This is a genomic window from Cobetia sp. 1CM21F (assembly GCF_023161745.1).
In the GTDB taxonomy this organism is placed as follows: domain Bacteria; phylum Pseudomonadota; class Gammaproteobacteria; order Pseudomonadales; family Halomonadaceae; genus Cobetia; species Cobetia amphilecti.
Genome location: NZ_JALNTQ010000004.1, coordinates 167,619 through 185,484 on the forward strand (window position 1 = coordinate 167,619; position 17,866 = coordinate 185,484).

Annotated in this window: 15 protein-coding genes; 8 read left to right on the forward strand and 7 right to left on the reverse strand. The window is 63.9% G+C overall.

The annotated features are described in order from the left end of the window. Window positions 1–2: 2 nt before the first annotated feature. Window positions 3–959 (reverse strand): glycine--tRNA ligase subunit alpha, encoded by a 957-nt coding sequence (gene glyQ / locus MSG32_RS13935; protein WP_107335756.1) that lies wholly within the window; start codon window positions 957–959, stop codon window positions 3–5. Between the two features lie 169 nt (window positions 960–1,128). Between glyQ and rfaD the strand changes: the two genes are divergently transcribed. The 3 genes from rfaD to MSG32_RS13950 all read left to right on the forward strand — a co-directional run bounded on the left by rfaD (window position 1,129) and on the right by MSG32_RS13950 (window position 4,175). Then, the gene (rfaD, locus tag MSG32_RS13940; RefSeq protein ID WP_248380285.1) at window positions 1,129–2,085 is read left to right on the forward strand and encodes an ADP-glyceromanno-heptose 6-epimerase; all 957 of its coding nucleotides are present in this window, start codon (window positions 1,129–1,131) and stop codon (window positions 2,083–2,085) included. A gap of 162 nt (window positions 2,086–2,247) precedes the next feature. Beyond that, window positions 2,248–3,267: a lipopolysaccharide heptosyltransferase II gene (gene waaF, locus MSG32_RS13945; protein WP_248380286.1), complete on the forward strand. Its 1,020-nt coding sequence runs from the start codon at window positions 2,248–2,250 to the stop codon at window positions 3,265–3,267. Further along, a complete protein-coding gene (locus tag MSG32_RS13950) occupies window positions 3,264–4,175 on the forward strand; it encodes a hypothetical protein (protein ID WP_248380288.1) in 912 nt (303 codons plus the stop codon). Before waaF ends, MSG32_RS13950 begins: the two co-directional genes overlap by 4 nt. Before the next feature lie 177 nt (window positions 4,176–4,352). On the opposite strand, the gene MSG32_RS13955 is transcribed toward MSG32_RS13950, so the two are convergent. The 4 genes from MSG32_RS13955 to MSG32_RS13970 form a co-directional block, all read right to left on the reverse strand. Next, window positions 4,353–5,486, reverse strand: coding sequence for a glycosyltransferase family 4 protein (locus MSG32_RS13955; RefSeq protein WP_248380290.1), 1,134 nt, complete (start codon window positions 5,484–5,486; stop codon window positions 4,353–4,355). A 2-nt stretch (window positions 5,487–5,488) separates the two neighbouring features. Next, a complete protein-coding gene (locus tag MSG32_RS13960) occupies window positions 5,489–6,334 on the reverse strand; it encodes a glycosyltransferase family 2 protein (protein WP_248380292.1) in 846 nt (281 codons plus the stop codon). A gap of 72 nt (window positions 6,335–6,406) precedes the next feature. Beyond that, entirely contained in the window at window positions 6,407–8,413 is a 2,007-nt protein-coding gene (locus MSG32_RS13965) for a DUF3413 domain-containing protein (RefSeq protein ID WP_248380301.1), read from the reverse strand. A 176-nt stretch (window positions 8,414–8,589) separates the two neighbouring features. Next, entirely contained in the window at window positions 8,590–9,378 is a 789-nt protein-coding gene (locus MSG32_RS13970; protein WP_248380303.1) for a 3-deoxy-D-manno-octulosonic acid kinase, read from the reverse strand. Here MSG32_RS13970 and MSG32_RS13975 point away from each other — a divergent pair. From MSG32_RS13975 to waaA, 3 genes are read left to right on the forward strand one after another with little or no spacing between them, the layout of a single operon-like run. Beyond that, window positions 9,377–10,540, forward strand: coding sequence for a glycosyltransferase family 9 protein (locus MSG32_RS13975; RefSeq protein WP_248380305.1), 1,164 nt, complete (start codon window positions 9,377–9,379; stop codon window positions 10,538–10,540). The two genes, MSG32_RS13970 and MSG32_RS13975, sit on opposite strands and share 2 nt — an antisense overlap. Next, window positions 10,540–11,970, forward strand: a complete 1,431-nt coding sequence (gene hldE / locus MSG32_RS13980) for a bifunctional D-glycero-beta-D-manno-heptose-7-phosphate kinase/D-glycero-beta-D-manno-heptose 1-phosphate adenylyltransferase HldE (protein ID WP_043331637.1) — start codon at window positions 10,540–10,542, stop codon at window positions 11,968–11,970. Before MSG32_RS13975 ends, hldE begins: the two co-directional genes overlap by 1 nt. Window positions 11,971–11,972: 2 nt before the next feature. Next, the gene (gene waaA, locus MSG32_RS13985; protein ID WP_248380314.1) at window positions 11,973–13,295 is read left to right on the forward strand and encodes a lipid IV(A) 3-deoxy-D-manno-octulosonic acid transferase; all 1,323 of its coding nucleotides are present in this window, start codon (window positions 11,973–11,975) and stop codon (window positions 13,293–13,295) included. A gap of 150 nt (window positions 13,296–13,445) precedes the next feature. Here waaA and MSG32_RS13990 read toward each other — a convergent pair whose 3' ends face one another. Beyond that, on the reverse strand, window positions 13,446–14,222 hold the full coding sequence (locus MSG32_RS13990; RefSeq protein WP_054556386.1) for a DeoR/GlpR family DNA-binding transcription regulator: 777 nt from the start codon (window positions 14,220–14,222) through the stop codon (window positions 13,446–13,448). A 319-nt stretch (window positions 14,223–14,541) separates the two neighbouring features. Between MSG32_RS13990 and MSG32_RS13995 the strand changes: the two genes are divergently transcribed. Both MSG32_RS13995 and MSG32_RS14000 read left to right on the forward strand, forming a co-directional pair. Further along, complete coding sequence (locus MSG32_RS13995) at window positions 14,542–15,810, forward strand: NupC/NupG family nucleoside CNT transporter (RefSeq protein ID WP_043331634.1); 1,269 nt, start codon at window positions 14,542–14,544, stop codon at window positions 15,808–15,810. Between the two features lie 350 nt (window positions 15,811–16,160). Then, a complete protein-coding gene (locus MSG32_RS14000; RefSeq protein ID WP_082388693.1) occupies window positions 16,161–17,015 on the forward strand; it encodes an outer membrane protein OmpK in 855 nt (284 codons plus the stop codon). A gap of 133 nt (window positions 17,016–17,148) precedes the next feature. On the opposite strand, the gene MSG32_RS14005 is transcribed toward MSG32_RS14000, so the two are convergent. Beyond that, the gene (locus tag MSG32_RS14005; protein WP_248380316.1) at window positions 17,149–17,859 is read right to left on the reverse strand and encodes a DUF3157 family protein; all 711 of its coding nucleotides are present in this window, start codon (window positions 17,857–17,859) and stop codon (window positions 17,149–17,151) included. Window positions 17,860–17,866 lie beyond the last annotated feature (7 nt).

Sequence of the window (17,866 nt, forward strand, 5' to 3'; positions counted from 1 at the left end):
GCTTACGCGTCTCCCTCGGTAGTAGTGTCATCGGCGGCGAGCAGCTCATCACGCAGCGCCTGCGGGGCCAGCGGGAAGCCGGCGGCCTTGCGCGAATCGTAATAGGCGTGGGCCACATCACGGGCGAGAGTGCGCACGCGCAGGATGTAGCGCTGACGCTCGGTGACGGAGATGGCGTGACGCGCATCCAGCAGGTTGAAGGTATGTGATGCCTTCAGTACCTGCTCGTAGGCCGGCAGCGGCAGGTTGGCGGTCAGCAGCTTCTGGCACTCGCTCTCGCAGTGATCGAAGGCAGCGAACAGCTCCGGCACGGCAGCGTGCTCGAAGTTGTAGGCCGACTGCTCCTTCTCGTTCTGCAGGAAGACGTCGCCATAGGTCACGACGGAGCCGTCCGGCGCGGTGGTCCAGATCAGGTCGTAGACGCTGTCCACGTCCTGCAGGTACATCGCGATGCGCTCGAGGCCGTAGGTCAGCTCGCCGGTGACCGGGAAGCATTCGATGCCACCTGCCTGCTGGAAGTAGGTGAACTGGGTCACTTCCATGCCGTTGAGCCACATTTCCCAGCCGAGGCCCCAGGCGCCCAGCGTCGGAGATTCCCAGTTGTCCTCGACGAAACGGATGTCGTGGACCAGCGGGTCGATGCCCAGACGCTCCAGCGAGCCCAGATAGAGCTCCTGCAGGTTGGCCGGTGACGGCTTCATCACCACCTGGAACTGATAATAGTGCTGCAGGCGATTGGGGTTTTCGCCGTAGCGGCCGTCGGTGGGACGGCGGGAAGGCTGCACGTAGGCAGCGTTCCAGGTTTCAGGACCGATGGAGCGCAGGAAGGTCGCCGGGTGGAAAGTCCCCGCGCCAACCTCCATATCCAATGGTTGCAGGATGATGCAACCCTGTTCGGCCCAGTATTGCTGCAGGGCCAGAATCAGGCCCTGGAAGGTTTTCACGTCTGGCTGTGTCATTGGTGAAGCCCGTTGGCCCATGAATTCGAGAACTGCCGAGTATACAATCCCCGCTTATCGGGTTATAGGCCGCAGACGTAACCGAGTGCGTGCCATTTCCAAATTCTGATGTGTCGCGTTACTGAACGCGCGCGTTGCCTACAAGCCTCTAGAGGCTCTGGGAGCTCAAATGATCGTCGTTACCGGAGGCGCCGGCTTCATCGGTGCCAATATCGTCAAGGCACTCAATGACCGCGGCCGTACCGATATCCTGGTGGTGGATGACCTGAGTGACGGCACCAAGTTCGTCAATCTGGCGGACCTGACCATCGCCGATTACCTCGACAAGGACGACTTCCTGATTCGCGTCCAGTCGAGCCTGATGGGCGAGTATGCCGAGTTGCCGAAGATCGAGGCGATCTTCCACGAAGGCGCCTGCTCGGACACCACCGAGTGGGACGGCCAGTTCATGCTCGAGAACAACTTCGAGTACTCCAAGGTGCTGCTCAACTTCTGCGAAGCGAACCGGATTCCCTTCCTCTACGCGAGCTCCGCGGCGACCTACGGCAACAGCCAGGTCTTCAAGGAAACGCCGGAGTTCGAAGGTCCGCTCAACGTCTACGGCTACTCCAAGCTGCTGTTCGATCAGCACGTGCGCCAGCGCTGGGACAGCCTGACCACCCAGGTCGTCGGCTTCCGCTATTTCAATGTCTACGGCCCGCGTGAGCAGCACAAGGGCAAGATGGCCAGCGTTGCCTATCACCACCACACCCAGGTGAAGGCGGGCGAGAATCCCAAGCTGTTCGGCGCCTACGATGGCTACGATGCCGGCATGCAGAGCCGTGACTTCGTCTATGTCGGCGATGTGGTCGACGTGAACCTGTGGTTCCTCGACCACCCGGAAGCCTCCGGCATCTTCAATCTGGGTACCGGTCGCGCCGAGCCGTTCAAGGCGATCGCCGAGACCGTCATCGAGTACTACGAGAAGGGCGAGATCGAGTACATCGACTTCCCGGAAAACCTCAAGGGCCGCTACCAGAGCTTCACGCGTGCCGATATCGGCAAGCTGCGCAAGGCCGGCTGCAACGTCGAATTCAAGACCGTTGCCCAGGGCACGCGCGCCTATCTCGAATGGCTGAATCGCTGAGTCCGAGCCCGTGTGGACCGAGCGCGTGGGGACTGAGCACGTGCGGACTGAGCGTGTGTGGACTGAGCGTGTGTGGATTGAGGGTGAGCGCCTGCCTCACAAGGGCGATGGGGCAGGGCAAGCGCACCCGCAAGGAGGATTGGCCGTGAAGAGGAGCAAGGCATGAGTGAGCGCATTCTGGTGGTCGGGCCCAGCTGGGTCGGCGACATGGTGATGGCGCAGAGCCTTTTCATGACGCTGAAGCAGCGCTCGCCCGGCTGCCGGATCAGTGTGCTGGCGCCCGCCTGGTCGCAGCCGATCATCGAGCGCATGCCCGAGGTCGAGGAGGCACTGGCGTTGCCGGCGGGGCATGGTGACTTCGCCCTCAAGGCGCGCTGGCAGCTCGGGCGTTCGCTGCGAGGGCGCTTCGACCGCGCCATCGTGTTGCCGCGCTCGTGGAAGGCAGCGCTGGTGCCGTTCTTCGCGCGCATTCCGGTGCGCGTCGGCTTCACCGGTGAGCAGCGCTACGGTCTGCTCACCGAGTGTCGCAAGCTCGACAAGTCGGTGCTCGATCAGACCGTCAAGCGCTTCACGTCGCTGGGCCTGCCCGTTGAGGAGGCCAATCCGCCGGTGGGCATCCCGGAGCCCGCTCTGGTCACTGACAGCGCCAATCAGCTGCGCTTGCGCGGCGAGTTGGGACTGGTGGCGCCGCCGGCGCCCATCATCGGCATGATGCCCGGGGCGGAATATGGCCCGGCCAAGCAGTGGCCGCTGGCGCACTTTCGCGCGCTTGCCGAGTCATTGACCCGCCAGGGGGCCGAGGTGCGCATCTTCGGTGGCCCCAAGGATGTCGCGGCGGGGGAGGAGATCGCCCAGGGGCTTGCGGGCGTTCACAACCTGTGTGGCAAGACGCGGCTGGCGGATGCGGTGGACCTGATCGCCGAGTGTCGGGAAGTGGTCAGCAATGACTCCGGCCTGATGCATGTCGCAGCCGCGGTAGGGGCCCGTATCCAGGGCATCTACGGTTCCTCGTCGCCGCATTACACGCCGCCGCTGACGGCCAATCGCGAGATCCACTGGCTGGCGCTGGAGTGCTCACCCTGCTTCAAGCGCGTCTGCCCGCTGGGGCATACCAATTGCCTGAACCATATTGCTCCCGAGCGACTGTTGACGGCGATCTCGCTGGATGAGGATGCGCGGTGAACCTGCCGAGAAACCGTACGACGGATGATCTGATCCACCCGCGCATGCGCGGGGCCATGCAGCGTGCTCAGCGGATCGAGGCGCTGCGTGCCTGGTGCGAGCACCACCTGATACTGCCGTTCAGTCGTTGCTGGTTGATGCGCTGGAAGCGCCAGCGTGCACGCCATCAGTCCCTTGAGCGCCGTGGCCTGCCGCGTCATGCGCTGGAAGACGTGATGGGGCAGGAGGCGTTGACGGTCTGGGTCAATCCGCGTGAGCTGGTGCGCGACGTCAACTTCGGGCGTGACAAGCGCAACCGGCCTTCCTCCAACGCCTTCATCTGGGATGGCGACTGGGACCTGCGGCGCGGTGCCTTCCGTTTCGGTTCACGCTCGCGTCTGATGCGGGACCTGATCGAGCATGGCGATGACCTGACGGTGACGGAGCGCTATCAGCACTTGAAGGCCTTGCTGGAGGCGGGCAAACCGTGGTCGTCACCGCGTGATGGGCTGTTGATGGACAGCGAGGAGCAGATTCTCGGCTATCTGCGCTGTTATCGCGGTTATCTGCAGGACATGGCCAGCAATGGCTTTCGTCAGGGGGTCACCAAGGACGAGATGGGCGTCGCGGTGACGCGTGAGGGTCGCCTGCTCAAGATCAACCGTGGCCTGCATCGTCTGGCCATGGCGCAACAGGTCGGTGTGCCCAGCGTGCCCGTCGTCATCAAGGCGGTACATCGTGAGTTCTGGGACAGAGTGACCGCTGGTGCCGAAGGCGGTGAGGCCCTGCAGCGGCTGCAGGCTGCGCTGCGTGAGTGTCGACCCGAAAGCGAACCAGGTCCGCTGGACCCCAGGACATATCCCGTGTTGGGTGTGGATGAAGGTTGGCCGGATCTGCGCGGCCTGGAGGACGCTGGTTCGCGCGTCTGAGTTGCTGACCTGCTGTTTGGAAAAACGAAAAAAGCCCTGTTTCATTGTGATGTTTCACATGAAACAGGGCTTTTTTATTCTCTAGCCGGGCGATAGGTACCTGGATGATAGGTGCCTGGACGATAGGTGCTTGTGGGCCAGGTACTGGGGCGATAAGTGTCTGAGATGAAAGGCGGTCTAGCGTGCCAGCCGCTGATAAAGCCCCAGATAGGCCTCGCCCATGGCGCTGGGAGTGAAGCGTGCCAGATGCGCACGCGCCCCCGCGACCAGCCGCTCCCGACGTGGTGCATCAGCGACGAGTGCCACGATGGCGGCAGCCAGTGCCTGGGCATCGCCGGTGGGCACCAGCACGCCGGTGCTGTCGTCATGCACGATATCGGGGATGCCATCCACATCGCTTGCGATGATCGGGGCGCCGTGATCCATCACGTCGAGCAGAATCGAGCCGAGACCCTCGTTGCGCGACGGGAAGGCGAACAGATCGAAGGCTTCCAGATAGTCGCCGACATTGGTGTGGAAGCCTTCCCAGACCAGATTGTCGAGATCGGCACTTTCCGCCTTGAAGGCCGCCTCGTCCTCGCCGGCGCCCAGACAGACGAACAGCAGCTGCGGGTGGCTGTCGCGCAGCCTGCGGGCCGCCTCGATCAGCACTCGCTGGCCCTTGTGGCGGTCCACCAGGGCGCCGACATGCCCGATGACAACGCGATCTCCTGCGGGCGTATTGCCGAAGCGCTGGCGTAGCTCGGCCACGGCTTGCTTGTCGCTGGGCAGGTGGGCGAGGGTGCTGGGGATCAACGCCGTCTCACCCCATTGGCGATCCCGCAGGTGAGATTCGATCACCGACGAAATCGCCACCCGGCAGGCGGCCGCGCGATAGGTCAGACGATTGAACGGCTTGTCCTTCACCGGCTGGGGCACCCGGCGTGTCAGCAGGTAGGGCGTGCCGGTGAGGCGCTGATGCAGCCATGCCCAGTGCACGGCCTTGGCTTCGTGAGCATGCACGATATCGGCGCGGGGCTGGCCTAGATGGCCCTTGAAGCGTCCGCTGATCTCGATCACTTCCACCGTGACGGCAAGCTCGAGTGCCGCCAGTTCGCTGATCAAGGGCGAGCCCCGTAGGCACACCAGTGACTGGCGGATCGGCGCACCGGCTTCGCCGTTCTCCCCCGGACTTGCGCGTCGCGCCAGGTCCGCGATCAGGTTGAGCGTCTGGCGCTCACCGCCGCGAAAGCCGCGTGCCAGATTGACATGGCGTACGTGAAGCGGGCGCGTCACACCTCGCGCGGCAGTCGGCTCACAGCTAGAGGTCATGGTCACCATACCTTGTTGAAATCTTCGGCCTCACGCACCTTGGCGTCGCGCTGGAATTCCAGCAGCTTGGCGTATTTCAGGTAGGCATTGACGCTGGCCGACAGCGCCACCGAGAAGCCATCGACGCCATCGCGGAAGCCAGCCTGGAAGACAAACTTGCGCATGAAGGCATTGCTGGCATGCAGGAAGGGAGTGAAGGCGTTGGCGCGTTTTCCCTTCTGATACATGATCTTGGCGGCGCGGTTCGAGAAACGGCCACTGGCCTTGACGAACAGTTCACCGAGATTGGCGAAGCTGTAATGCTCGAGATCGGCGTCCAGCTCGCAGGGATGGTTGGCCTGCACCGAGCTGTGCTGACGTGAATCGCGGAAGGCGAGTTTCTCGCGGTCATACAGGCGCAGGCAGTAATCGGGGTACCAGCCGGCATGTCGCACCCAGCGCGAGCCGATGAAGTTGCGACGGCGCAGCGTGAAGCCATCATGGGGCGTGCTGTCGAGTGCCAGCTCCCGGATGGCGCTGACGGCGCCGTCGGTCAGGCGCTCATCGGCGTCCAGTGACAGCACCCAGCGGTGGCTGGCATGGCTTGGCCCGACATTCTTCTGCGGCCCGTCGCCCAGATAGGGTTGATCGATCACCACGGCGCCCATGTTGCGCGCCAGCTCGCAGGTGGCATCGGTGGAGCCGGAATCGACCACGATCAGCTCATCGCAGACCTGAGCCAGCGAGCGCAGGCAGTCCTCGATGTTGTGGGCTTCATTGAGGGTGATGACACAGCCGGTGATGGGCACCGCGGTGCGCAGCTTGCCATCGGGTGAAGGGGCGGCCGAGGCCTCGTCGCTCGTGTTCATGACGGTCTCTGTCTGAAGAGCGCCTGCAGCACGACGGGGTGTGGCAGGCGCCGATGGGACTCAGTGGCAGGCTCAGTTCGCGTAGAAGCGGCGCATGGCCTCCATCACTTTCATGACGGGGTTGGCGCCTTCGCCGAGCGCCTGCCGACGATTCATCTCGCCATCGTACACTGCATAGCCGCCGGTGCCTTCCAGTGCGTAGATGCGATCGCGCTGAATGATACCGAAGTCCTGATAGCTACCGGAAAGCACCCATTCGTTGTCGACCTCTGGTTGATGGTCGAGAGTGCGCAGCAGGTCATGGCCCATGCTGTAGTCGCTGGGGGGATTGCTGATGCCCATCACATGGCGTAGCAGTGTCGGGACGACATCATAATGCGCGGTGACGGGCGGCAGGGGCAGCTGGCTTCCATAGTGGCCGGCAGGAATGCCGGGGCCGCGCAGAATCAGCGGTACCTGGGTCTGGTAGCGAGTGAAGTTGCCATTGTGTCCCCAGAAATTCTTGCCGCTGTCATTGAACTCCTGAGCATGGTCACCGGTGACGACCAGCACCGTATTGTCCCACTCGCCGTGCTCTTTCAGGTCCTGAATCACGCGCGCCAATTGCCTGTCCAGATGATACAGCGAGTTCAGATACAGGTTGCGCACAGGCGTCGGGTCGGTGTCGGGACCCAGTGTCAGATAGTCCATGCCGGTGGCGCTGGGCTGGAAGGGAGTGCTGGCACCTCTGGGCAGCGAGTAACCATGCGGAGCATCGTAGAACAGCACGCCCAGCCACGGTTTCAGCTCACGAGCGTCCTGCTGCAGCGCTGTCTGGCGGCGCTGGGCCTGCCAGGCGAGCCAGTCGGTCGTCATCACGCGGTCCCGCATGGCGGGGCTATCGCCCAGGGTGCGCAAGCGCAGATCTGGCACTTTCGGGAAGAGGCTGCGGTCCAGGCCGACACCATTGAAGCTTGCCGAGGAGAATAGCCCCAGCGGCCACTGGCGCTGCAGTGCCTGATTGACCAGCACGCTGCCCAGGCCGTCATTCTCCATCGGGGTGACGTAATTGGCGGTCAGGCCGGATAGCAGGCTGAAGAAACCGGTACGGGTACTGTTGCCACCGGAGATGTGATCCGGAAAGTGCAGACCATCCGTCAAGGCGGCGTGCAAGTGGGGCATCGTTTCGGCAGTGAAGCTATCGGCGCGCCAGGAGTCGATCACCACAAACAGGATGTTGGCAGGCTGGCCGTCGACACCTCTGCTGGTGATGACATCGTCATCCTGTTCAAGCGGTACGGCAGGGTAGGCCAGCGAACCCGCCCCGAAATTCTGGATATGCACCTTGGCCGCTTCTGCAGTCCGGGCATCCAGCCATCCGTGGTCTTCCATGAAGTCGCGCGCTGTGGCGGGGAACAGCAGCGGGAAGGCGGGCGCTTCGCGTGTCACCTGCAGGTTGTGATGGGCATCTGACACGATGTGCTGGATGTGGCTTGCCAGCAGCATGAGGAACAGCAAGGCGTGCAGCTTGTCTGTCGGCAAACGGTGAGCGCGCTTGACTGCCGCAGGCCCACTCAGTCGATAAGCCAGCCCGCAGCAGAGCGCGATCAAGCCGAGCAGGGTGCAGGCACCCAGTAACCAGGTCGTGGCATCGAACTCGAAGATTTCACCGTTGCTGTCATTGAGGAACATCGACAGCATGAAGCCGTTGAGATGGAAGCGGTACTGGGCATAGACGAGGCTGTCGATGATCAGTGCGCTCAATGCACTGCCGGCCAGAATGCCCGCAGGGAGCCACAGCCAGCGGCGAGCGCTGCGCGCGGGCAATATCATGCCGAGCAGGCCAACTGGCAGCCACAGTAGCTGGGCAAGCAGTCCGTAGTGACCCAGCCAGGTGGTGGCCAGGTAGGCCCAACCGCTCAGGCTGGCGGCACTCACTCCTTGCGGGAGTGGGGTAAAGGGCAGATAGCGGGTCGCGACCAGCCAGATCAACACCAGGATGGCGAGAGAGAAGGTGGCGCTGTCGCGAAGATAGCGGCGGCGGCTGTCACGAGGTCGGGCGTTGGCGGGCGCAGGCGAGTCAGGGGTCTTTGCGGTCATCGGTCATATCCGGCGGATAGGAAAAGCGCGATAACCCATCAAGCGTGGGAAGCGGCTAGATAGTTATCATGCATAATATATTGTTAGCATGATATCTTGTTTTGCGCGCCGGATGACCACTTTGTCAGTAATAGAGTTGAACGGAGCGTCAGCAAAGAGTGGAACGAAGCGGGCGCCTACCCGTGATAGGCGCTGCGGATGCGGGCCAGGCACGCCGCATGATGTGTCGGGGTGAATCGGGCCAACGAACGGCCCAGGCGGGAGAGATTGCTCTCGCGCCAGCGTGCATCCGTGGGAGCCTCGGCATGCAGCTGGCAGCGATCGAGATCGATCACGTAGACGCGTTCGCTTTCATCGATCAGCAGGTTGCGTGCGTTGAGATCGACATGCTCGAGCCCGGCGTCATGCACGGCGCGAATGGCGTGGCCTGTGGCGTCGAGCAGGCGGAGCAGGGCTTCGGGCAGCTCGGCCCCGCCAGGCAGGCGCTGTGCTTCGAGGGCGATCAGGTCATCGGCGAAGGCGCGTGCGCCGGGAATCAGCACCGTGATCAGGGCGGCCTCGTAGGTCAGGCCATGCCGCCACACGCAGGCACCGACGGGCTCTGGCACCGGCAGCCCCTGGCGATACAGGCGCTCTGTCAGGCGCAGTTCGGCGAAGGCGCGGGTGCGCTCAAGGCCGGTATAGAGGTAGCGCTGACTGGCGAGCTTCGCGATCAGGCCGCCGCGACGATAGGGGCGCAGTGCCCAGCGGCGAGCCGGTGTCGCGGTGGTATTGGCGGGTTGCAGTTCGGCGGGCAAACGACAGACATCAAGGAACAGACTCGCTCCGCGCCCCGGTGCTTCGCCGGTCACGGCGTCGTGTTCACGCCAGAACGATGGCATGAACCAGTCCGGCGTCATTTGTGGCGCTGTTTCGCCATCATATAGAATGTGGGCATTCTCATTTCGGAAAACTGCCATCCGCATGAAGCATCCTCTCCCTGCCCAGCCCGCACATATCTGCGTGCTCCGGCTCTCCGCTCTCGGCGATGTCTGCAATCTTGTGCCAACGGTACGCGCCTTGCAGCGTCAGTGGCCTGAGGCCCGCATTACCTGGATCGTCGGCAAGGGGGAGCACAGTCTACTGTCCGGCCTGACCGGGGTCGAGTTCGTGGTCTATGACAAGTCCACCGGTCTTGCGGGCATGCGCGCCATCTGGCGACAGCTCAAGGACACGCACTTCGATGTGCTGCTGCACATGCAGCAGGCACTGCGCGCCAGTGCGCTGTCGCTGGGCCTCAAGGCCAAGGTGCGCATCGGTTACGACCGTGCGCGTGCCAAGGACTGGCAGTACCTCTTTACCTCTCATCAGCTGGCCCCGCGAGAGCGCGCCCACGTGCTGGAGTCGTTCATGGACTTCGCGCGTACGCTGGGTGTCGAGGACTGCCGCCTCGACTGGCGCCTCGATGTACCGCCCGAGGCCTACACCGAAGCCACACGCGTCACCGGCGAGGCGCCGTATCTGATCATCAGCCCGTGTGCCAATCCGCGACTGCGCAACTTCCGCAACTGGTCGCCGGAAGGCTATGCGGCGGTCGTCGATCATGCCTGGCAGCAATATGGCATCCGCAGCGTGATGACCGGTGGCGGCAGCCCGCAGGAACGTGAAATGGGCGCGCGCATCAAGGCGCTGGTCAGCGAAGGCGCGGTCATCGATGCCATCGGAGGCACCTCGCTCAAGGGCCTGCTGGCGATGATCGATCGCGCCGTGGCGGTGATCGCGCCGGACTCCGGCCCGGTGCACATGGGCAATGCGCTCAACACGCCGGTGATCGGGCTGTACGCCACCACCAATCCCGAGCGCGCGGCACCGTACTGCTGGCAGCATCTGGTGGTCAATCGCTATCCGGACGCCGTGAAAACCTATCTTCACAAGCAGATGGACGAGATCAACTGGGGCCAGCGCGTGCGCCATCAGGACGCCATGAGCCTGATCCGCGCCGAGGATGTCATCGCGCGCCTCGCTGAGCTGCTGGCGGACACCGACGGCGTCATTCGCGGCCAGAGCTGCGAACGTCTGCCGGTCGCGGCTGTCTCCTCTACGGATACCACTTCTTCCCAATCCCCCTCTGCACGCGGAGACGCCTGATGAAGCTTGATCTGACTGCGCTTGAACAGGCTCGCCTGCTGGTCGTGGGTGATGTGATGCTCGACCGCTACTGGCACGGTGGCACCTCACGTATCTCGCCGGAAGCGCCGGTACCGGTGGTACGAGTCGGCGAGAGCGAAGACCGCCCCGGCGGTGCCGCCAACGTCGCGCTCAACATCGCCTCGCTCGGCGCACATGCCACCCTCGCGGGTGTCGTCGGTGAGGATGACAACGCCGCCATCCTGACCCGCGCGCTGGAAAACGCCAATGTCATCACGCGCTTCCAGGCCAGTGACAGCGTGCCGACCATCACCAAGCTGCGCGTGATGAGCCGCAATCAGCAGCTGCTGCGCCTCGATTTCGAGGAGCCGCTGCACGAGGTGGATACCAGCGCGCTGGTGAGCCAGGTCGAGGCCGAGCTGGGCGCCAGTGGCGTGATGATTCTCTCCGACTACGGCAAGGGCTCGCTGAATCAGGTCGAGGCGCTGATCGCCGCCGCGCGTGCGGCGGGCAAGCGTGTGCTGGTCGACCCCAAGGGCAGTGATTTCTCGCGCTATCGCGGCGCCAGCATCATCACCCCCAACCTGACCGAATTCGAGACCATCGTCGGGCCGTGCCGCAGCGATGAGGAACTGGCCGAGAAGGGCGAGGCACTGCGTGCCGAGCTCGAGCTGGAAGCCCTGCTGGTGACGCGCAGCGAGAAGGGCATGACCCTGATCCGTGAGGGCTATCAGCCGCTGCACCTGCCGACGCATGCGCGTGAGGTCTACGACGTCACCGGTGCCGGCGATACGGTGATCGGTGTGCTGGGTCTGGCGCTGGCGGCCGGTCACGCCTTCCCGGAAGCCGTGATGCTGGCCAATCTGGCCGCGGGCCTGGTGGTCGCCAAGCCGGGTACCGCGACCCTGTCGGTGGCGGAGCTCTACACCGCGCTGCACGGCGACAAGCTGGCAGAATTCGGCGTGATCCAGGAGTCCGCGCTCATCCCGGCAGTCAAGGCCGCCCAGGCACGCGGCGAGCGTGTGGTGATGACCAATGGCTGCTTCGACATCCTGCACGCCGGTCACGTGGCCTACCTGCAGGAAGCGGCACGCCACGGCGATCGCCTGATCGTGGCCGTCAATGACGACGACTCGGTGGCGCGCCTCAAGGGGCCGACACGCCCGATCAACCCGGTGCTGCGCCGCATGCAGGTGCTGGCAGGCCTCGGTGCGGTCGCCTGGGTGGTGCCCTTCAGCGAGGACACCCCGGCACGCCTGATCGAGGCCGTGCTGCCGGATGTGCTGGTCAAGGGCGGCGACTATCGTCCCGAAGAGATTGCCGGGGGAGAGGCGGTTATCGCCAATGGCGGCGAAGTCCGCGTGCTCGGTTTCGAGGACGGCGTCTCCACCACCGCGATGATCGCCACCATTCTCGATCGCGAGGACTAGGCGTGAGCCTTGCCCGCGGCCTCTACAGCACCGCGTTGACCCTGCTGTCGCCCCTCATCTGGCAGCGGGTCTGGCGCGAGCACGATGCCCAGCACCCGCGGATGGAGCGGCTGGGCATCATCCCGCCCACGCCGAACACCACGCCCGACAGTGAGCGCCCCATCTGGCTGCACGCCGCCTCGCTGGGCGAGGTGGTGATGGTGGCGAGTCTTGTCGAGGCACTGCGTCAGCGTTACCCACGGCGCCCGCTGGTGCTGACGACCATGACAGCCACCGGCGCTGCACAGGCCGCACGTCTGCTGCATACCCCGCAGGGCTCGCCCGAGCTTGCCCCGGCCCGTCACCATTATCTGCCGCTGGATTTCCCGCTGAGCGCGCGGCGCTTCGTGCGTCGGCTGCGTCCGGCGCTGGCGATCATGGTGGAAACCGAGCTGTGGCCCAACCTGATGGCGGCCTGCGCGCGGGATGACATTGCGCTGTGCGTCATCAATGGCCGCCTGTCGCCGCGCGCCTTCCAGCGCTATCGCAGGATCGGCGCCCTGATGCGCGACAGTCTTGCTCACGTCAGTGGCCTGTCGGCCAAGTCGCAGCAGGATCTGGAGCGTTTCATGGCGCTTGGCCTGCCGCCAGCGTGCGGCGCGGCCGTCGGCTCGCTCAAGTTCGAACTGGACATTGCTGAACAGGTCATTGCCGACGGCCAGTCGCTGCGCCAGTCATTCGCGCAGCGGCCGGTATGGATCGCCGCCTCGACGCATGACGGCGAGGATGGCCAGATACTCGCGGCGCATGCCGCGGTGCGTGACCAGCATCCTCAGGCCTTGCTGCTGTTGGTGCCGCGCCATCCGCAGCGCTTCGAGGCAGTGGCCGCTCAGGCGGCGCAGTGGTGTCAGGCGCGCGGCGAGAGCAGCCTGCGGCGCAGTGCCATGACAGAGAGCGGCACCGAGGTGGCTGACGCCGCATCGGTACTGGTCGGTGACAGTCTCGGGGAATTGCTGACGCTGTATGCGGCCAGTGATATCGCCTTCATCGGCGGCAGTCTGATGCCCATCGGCGGGCACAACCTGCTCGAGCCCGCCGCGTTGGGGCTGCCACTGCTGAGTGGCCCATCGCTGGACAACTTCAGCGAGATCGCCGAGGTGATGGCCGCGGAAGGCGCGCTTCAGGTCGTCGCGGATGACGCGGCATTGGCCGAGGCGGTGAATGCGCTGTTCTCGGATCAGGCCGCGCAGCAGATGGCAGGTCAGGCGGCCAGCCAGGTCGTGGAGCGCAATCGTGGCGCGCTGAGCGGCACCTTGACGATGCTCGAGCACCACCTGCCGCTGTGACGTCCCTGCGCACGCAAAGTGTGCATTGACTGTCTGGTCAGACAGAAAACGCCGCACAATCGTGCGGCGTTTTCTGTTTGGCAGTGGTCTGGCGCTGCGAGCGGCCTGGCTTTTTCCAGCAAGGCAATCTTCAGCTCAGCAGTCGACAGCTCAGCAGTCGACAAGCTCGGCCGTCACGCCCATTTCTGCCTCCAGCGCCCCCAGACAATCACGTGCGGCGGGGCTGGCATTGCTGATCACCACATCAAAGTCACTCAGCGGGGCGATGAAGGCGGGGCGCACCATCTCGAACTTGCGCGCATCGACGATCAAGAAGCGCTGCATCGCGCTTTCCAGAGCGGCCTGCTTGGCCGCGACCTCATGAAAATGGAAGCAGCTGACGCCTCTCTCGGCATGTACCCCGCCCGCCGAGAGAAAGGCCTTGTTGATGCCGAGACGGCGGATGGCCTCCGGCATGTCGGTGGCGGTGAATGACTGGGTGGCCGGGTGAAAAAGGCCCCCCAGCATCACCAGCCGCACCCCGGGCAGATGGCCGACCGCATTGGCCACGTTCAGGGCGCAGGTCACCAGGGTCAGTGTCTGCTGGCGGTCGATGGCGGCCGCCAGATGGACCAGCGTGGTGCCGCAATCCACGTACAGGGTGTCGCCGTCCTCGATATGACTGGCCAGCTGCTGGCACAGCGCTTGCTTGATCGGGGCGCTGGCGTCGATCTCGCGATCCAGGCGATAGACGCTGCCGGCGGATGAATCGACCAGCAACAGGCGGCCACCCAGAATTTCCAGCAGTCCGTTGCTGTGCGCCACGTCGCGACGAATGGTCATCTCCGAGACGGCGCATAGCTGTGCGGCGTCGCTCAGTTGCAGAGGGCTGCCTTCGCGCAGAATGGCCTGCAGGCGGTCGAGTCGGGCGGCGCTGTGATTGTTCATGCGGCTTTTGTCCTTTGGTGCCGGTTCCGATGAGGGAGCGTTGGCGAAAAACTGGGCTGAAGCGCCACGTCCCACGTCAGAAGCAGATGATAAACCACTGACACACAGGGAGAACCTCAAAAATGCCCCTGACATTGCCAGTCTGGCACTGGAAGACAAGTGGGCGTGAGGTAAAACGGACGTATTGACTATTTGGTCAGGCTGTGACTTTTTGAACATGGTGAGAATGCAGGATAACACTGCACGACGTTGAGAACGGGTCGTCGCAGCCCTGCACGCAGCACCCATAACAACCACAAGAACCCTCAGGATCTTCCCAATGAATCCCCTCATGAGTCTCGTCGGGATGGCTTCGCTCATCCTCATTGCCGTGGCGCTGTCGTCGAATCGACGCGCCATTCGCCTGCGCACCGTGGGTGGTGCCTTTGCCATCCAGTTGGCCATCGGCGCCTTCGTGCTCTACACCTCCTTCGGTCAGGGAGTGCTGGCCGGTGTCTCCGGTGCCGTCAGTCAGGTGGTCAACTATGCCGATCAGGGCATCAACTTCCTGTTTGGCAGCCTGGCCAATCCGGGCAGTGGTGTCGGCTTCATCTTCGCGGTCAAGGTGCTGCCGATCATCATCTTCTTCTCATCGCTGATCGCGGTGCTCTACTACCTCGGCATCATGCAGTGGGTGATTCGCCTGCTGGGTGGCGGCCTGCAGCGTGTGCTGGGCACGTCGCGTACCGAGTCGCTCTCGGCCACGGCCAACATCTTCGTCGGTCAGACCGAGGCGCCGCTGGTGGTCAAGCCGTATCTGGCCAGCATGACGCGCTCCGAGCTGTTCGCGGTGATGTGCGGTGGCCTGGCCTCCGTCGCCGGTTCGGTGCTGGGCGGCTATGCGGCGCTGGGCATTCCGATGGAGTACCTGGTGGCGGCATCGTTCATGGCCGCGCCCGGCGGGCTGCTGTTCGCCAAGCTGCTGTTCCCGGAGACGGAGAAGCCGGACGACTCGATCGCCCTCGCCGATGCTGCCCTCAAGGATGATGATGCGCCCTCCAATGTGCTGGACGCTGCGGCCTCCGGTGCGTCTTCCGGCCTCAAGCTGGCGGCCAATGTCGGGGCGATGCTGCTGGCCTTCATCGCGCTGATCGGCCTGATCAACGGCATTCTCGGCGGCGTGGGTGGCTGGTTCGGCATGGACACGCTGAGTCTCGACATGATTCTCGGCTGGTTGTTCGCGCCGCTGGCCTTCCTGCTGGGCGTGCCGTGGAGCGAGGCGACCCTGGCGGGTTCCTTCATCGGCCAGAAGCTGGTGGTGAACGAGTTCGTCGCCTACATCAATCTGGCGCCCTACCTCAGCGGTGACAGCATCGTCGCGGCCACCGGCGCGGTGATGACGCCCTACACCATGGCAGTGCTGTCGTTCGCGCTGTGCGGCTTCGCCAATCTGTCGTCGATCGCCATCCTGCTGGGGGGGCTGGGCAGCCTGGCACCGACACGCCGTCATGAGATCGCAAGCCTGGGGCTCAAGGCGGTACTCGCCGGCACGCTGTCCAATCTGATGTCGGCGGCGATTGCCGGTTTCTTCCTGGCGCTGGCGGCCTGATGCATTTCCTCGCACTCCGCCCGGTCAGTCGACGGGAGCCATCCTGCCGGCATGCGCCGGGCGGCAAGCGAGGAAACATCGGGACGTCATCTCGGGGAAGCCGGGGGTGACAAGGTGCCTGGCGAGAGTGTGAAAAGGTTCACATTGTCGTCGAAGGCACGTTGATCACCCCCGAAATGTCGCTCTGTCGTTTTTGCGAGGAAGTGCTAACATCGCCGCCTTTCCAGACTGGGCCCCGTGCGAGTTTCACTCCCGCGCCTTCGTCGGACTTCATAGCGACAAGACCCGCTCAGCGGGCAAGATCACAAGAATTCGAACAGTCTCAACATTCAGGACAGGATCGTTACGCGATGACCATGCTCAAGACCCTCGCGGCCAGCACTCTGGCTGCCACCACGCTGCTGACCGCTGCAGCACCGGCGCAGGCTACTGACTTCAATGGCGATATCCACGCCAATGATTACAAGTGGCTGACCTTCAACCTGATGCGCAGTGAAGACAACCGCCTGCCGTTCCGCAACAGCGAAGATACCTACCTGGAGATGGAGTTCGGCGGCCGCTCGGGCATCGTCGATCTCTACGGGTATGTCGACTTCTTCGACCTGCTGGACGACAGCTCCGATGACCTGAACGACGGCGACAACTTCTTCGCCAAGCTGGCGCCGCGCTTCTCGCTGGACGCCATGACCGGTTACGACCTGTCGTTCGGCCCGGTGGATGAGCTCTACATCGCCACCGTCACCAACATCGGTGACAACGGCGCATTCGGCGGTCTGTGGGAGCACTACGTCGGTCTGGGCAGCGATGTGCAGGTGCCGTGGTTCGGCAAGATGGGCTTCAACCTCTACGCGCGTTACGTGCGTGAGAACTACGGCGGTGAAGACGAGAGCAAGTGGGACGGCTACATGGCCTCCACCAACTGGTTCAAGCCGTTCGTCAACTTCGATGATGGCAGCTTCATCGCCTATCAGGGCTACCTGGACTACAAGTTCGATGCCGACGAAGTGGGCAGCCAGGCGGGCCGCAGCGTCAACAGCATGGAGTGGTTCAACGGCATCTACTACCACACCCAGCGCTATGCGATCGGCTATGGCCTGAAGTACTACAACAACATGGCGTTCTTCACCGATGGCTCCACTGCCACCGGCGTTCGCCAGGACACCACCGGCTTCGGCAACTACTTCAGCATCAACTACAAGTTCTGATCACCGCTTCGCTCTCGCTGAGCGACCGGCGTTAAAACAGAAACGGGAAGCCCCTCAGGGCTTCCCGTTTTTCGTCTGGCTGCTGTGGCATCTGACACCTGAAATCCGGCATCCGGCATCCGGCATCCGGTGATCAGCGGAACACCACCTCGGTGACTTCCACGCGCACCAGCTGGCGTGACCACTCGCCCTCCGGCAGCGAGACGCGTACCTCGCGGCTATCGCGTGTCTGGCCGGGGCGCAGGTAGGTCTGGGGCAGGCGATATTCACCGACCCACAGCGGCACCTCACGCGTCGCGAGCAGATGGCCATCATCGGCATACAGGCGCAGTCTGGCCTGCACGCCGATGACACTCTGGCCGGCCGTGTTGTCGAGGCTGAACTGCAGAAGCGCCTCGTCATCCTCTTCGCTCACCGAGGACAGACGCGCGACCAGACCATCGCGGTGGCCTTCACTCAACAGCCGCGGATTGGCCAGCGCGCTGCTGTTGAGGCGTGACGCGCTGTCAGGCGCTATGTTGCTGGCGCTGGCTGATGGTGAGGCCGAGTCGCCAGCCGGAGCGACCGCCGCCGTCACCGGCACGGCCGTCGAGGTCGGCACCAGCGCGTTGCCAGCGCCAGTTTCCACGGACGGTCGTGTGGCCGGGGGGGAAGCGGCCTGCACCTCATCCAGCTGATATTCCCAGCTGTGGTCCGGCTTGAGCAGGATCTTGACGCCACTGTCGAGCGTCACGGTGACTGGCTGGCTGATCGGCAGGCTATCGGCCAGCGCCAGCGGACTTGCGCTGGCTGCCAGCAGCAGTGCGGTCGCCAGGCGCAGTCGTGGGCGCAGATTCGTCGTCATGCCAGCT

Bases quoted from the DNA above. Each gene is read 5' to 3' on its own strand.
- glyQ (WP_107335756.1), bottom strand. From the start codon at position 959: ATGACACAGCCAGACGTGAAAACCTTCCAGGGCCTGATTCTGGCCCTG.
- rfaD (WP_248380285.1), top strand. From the start codon at position 1,129: ATGATCGTCGTTACCGGAGGCGCCGGCTTCATCGGTGCCAATATCGTC.
- waaF (WP_248380286.1), top strand. From the start codon at position 2,248: ATGAGTGAGCGCATTCTGGTGGTCGGGCCCAGCTGGGTCGGCGACATG.
- MSG32_RS13955 (WP_248380290.1), bottom strand. From the start codon at position 5,486: ATGACCTCTAGCTGTGAGCCGACTGCCGCGCGAGGTGTGACGCGCCCG.
- MSG32_RS13960 (WP_248380292.1), bottom strand. From the start codon at position 6,334: ATGAACACGAGCGACGAGGCCTCGGCCGCCCCTTCACCCGATGGCAAG.
- MSG32_RS13965 (WP_248380301.1), bottom strand. From the start codon at position 8,413: ATGACCGCAAAGACCCCTGACTCGCCTGCGCCCGCCAACGCCCGACCT.
- MSG32_RS13975 (WP_248380305.1), top strand. From the start codon at position 9,377: ATGAAGCATCCTCTCCCTGCCCAGCCCGCACATATCTGCGTGCTCCGG.
- MSG32_RS13970 (WP_248380303.1), bottom strand. From the start codon at position 9,378: ATGCGGATGGCAGTTTTCCGAAATGAGAATGCCCACATTCTATATGAT.
- hldE (WP_043331637.1), top strand. From the start codon at position 10,540: ATGAAGCTTGATCTGACTGCGCTTGAACAGGCTCGCCTGCTGGTCGTG.
- MSG32_RS13990 (WP_054556386.1), bottom strand. From the start codon at position 14,222: ATGAACAATCACAGCGCCGCCCGACTCGACCGCCTGCAGGCCATTCTG.
- MSG32_RS13995 (WP_043331634.1), top strand. From the start codon at position 14,542: ATGAATCCCCTCATGAGTCTCGTCGGGATGGCTTCGCTCATCCTCATT.
- MSG32_RS14000 (WP_082388693.1), top strand. From the start codon at position 16,161: ATGACCATGCTCAAGACCCTCGCGGCCAGCACTCTGGCTGCCACCACG.
- MSG32_RS14005 (WP_248380316.1), bottom strand. From the start codon at position 17,859: ATGACGACGAATCTGCGCCCACGACTGCGCCTGGCGACCGCACTGCTG.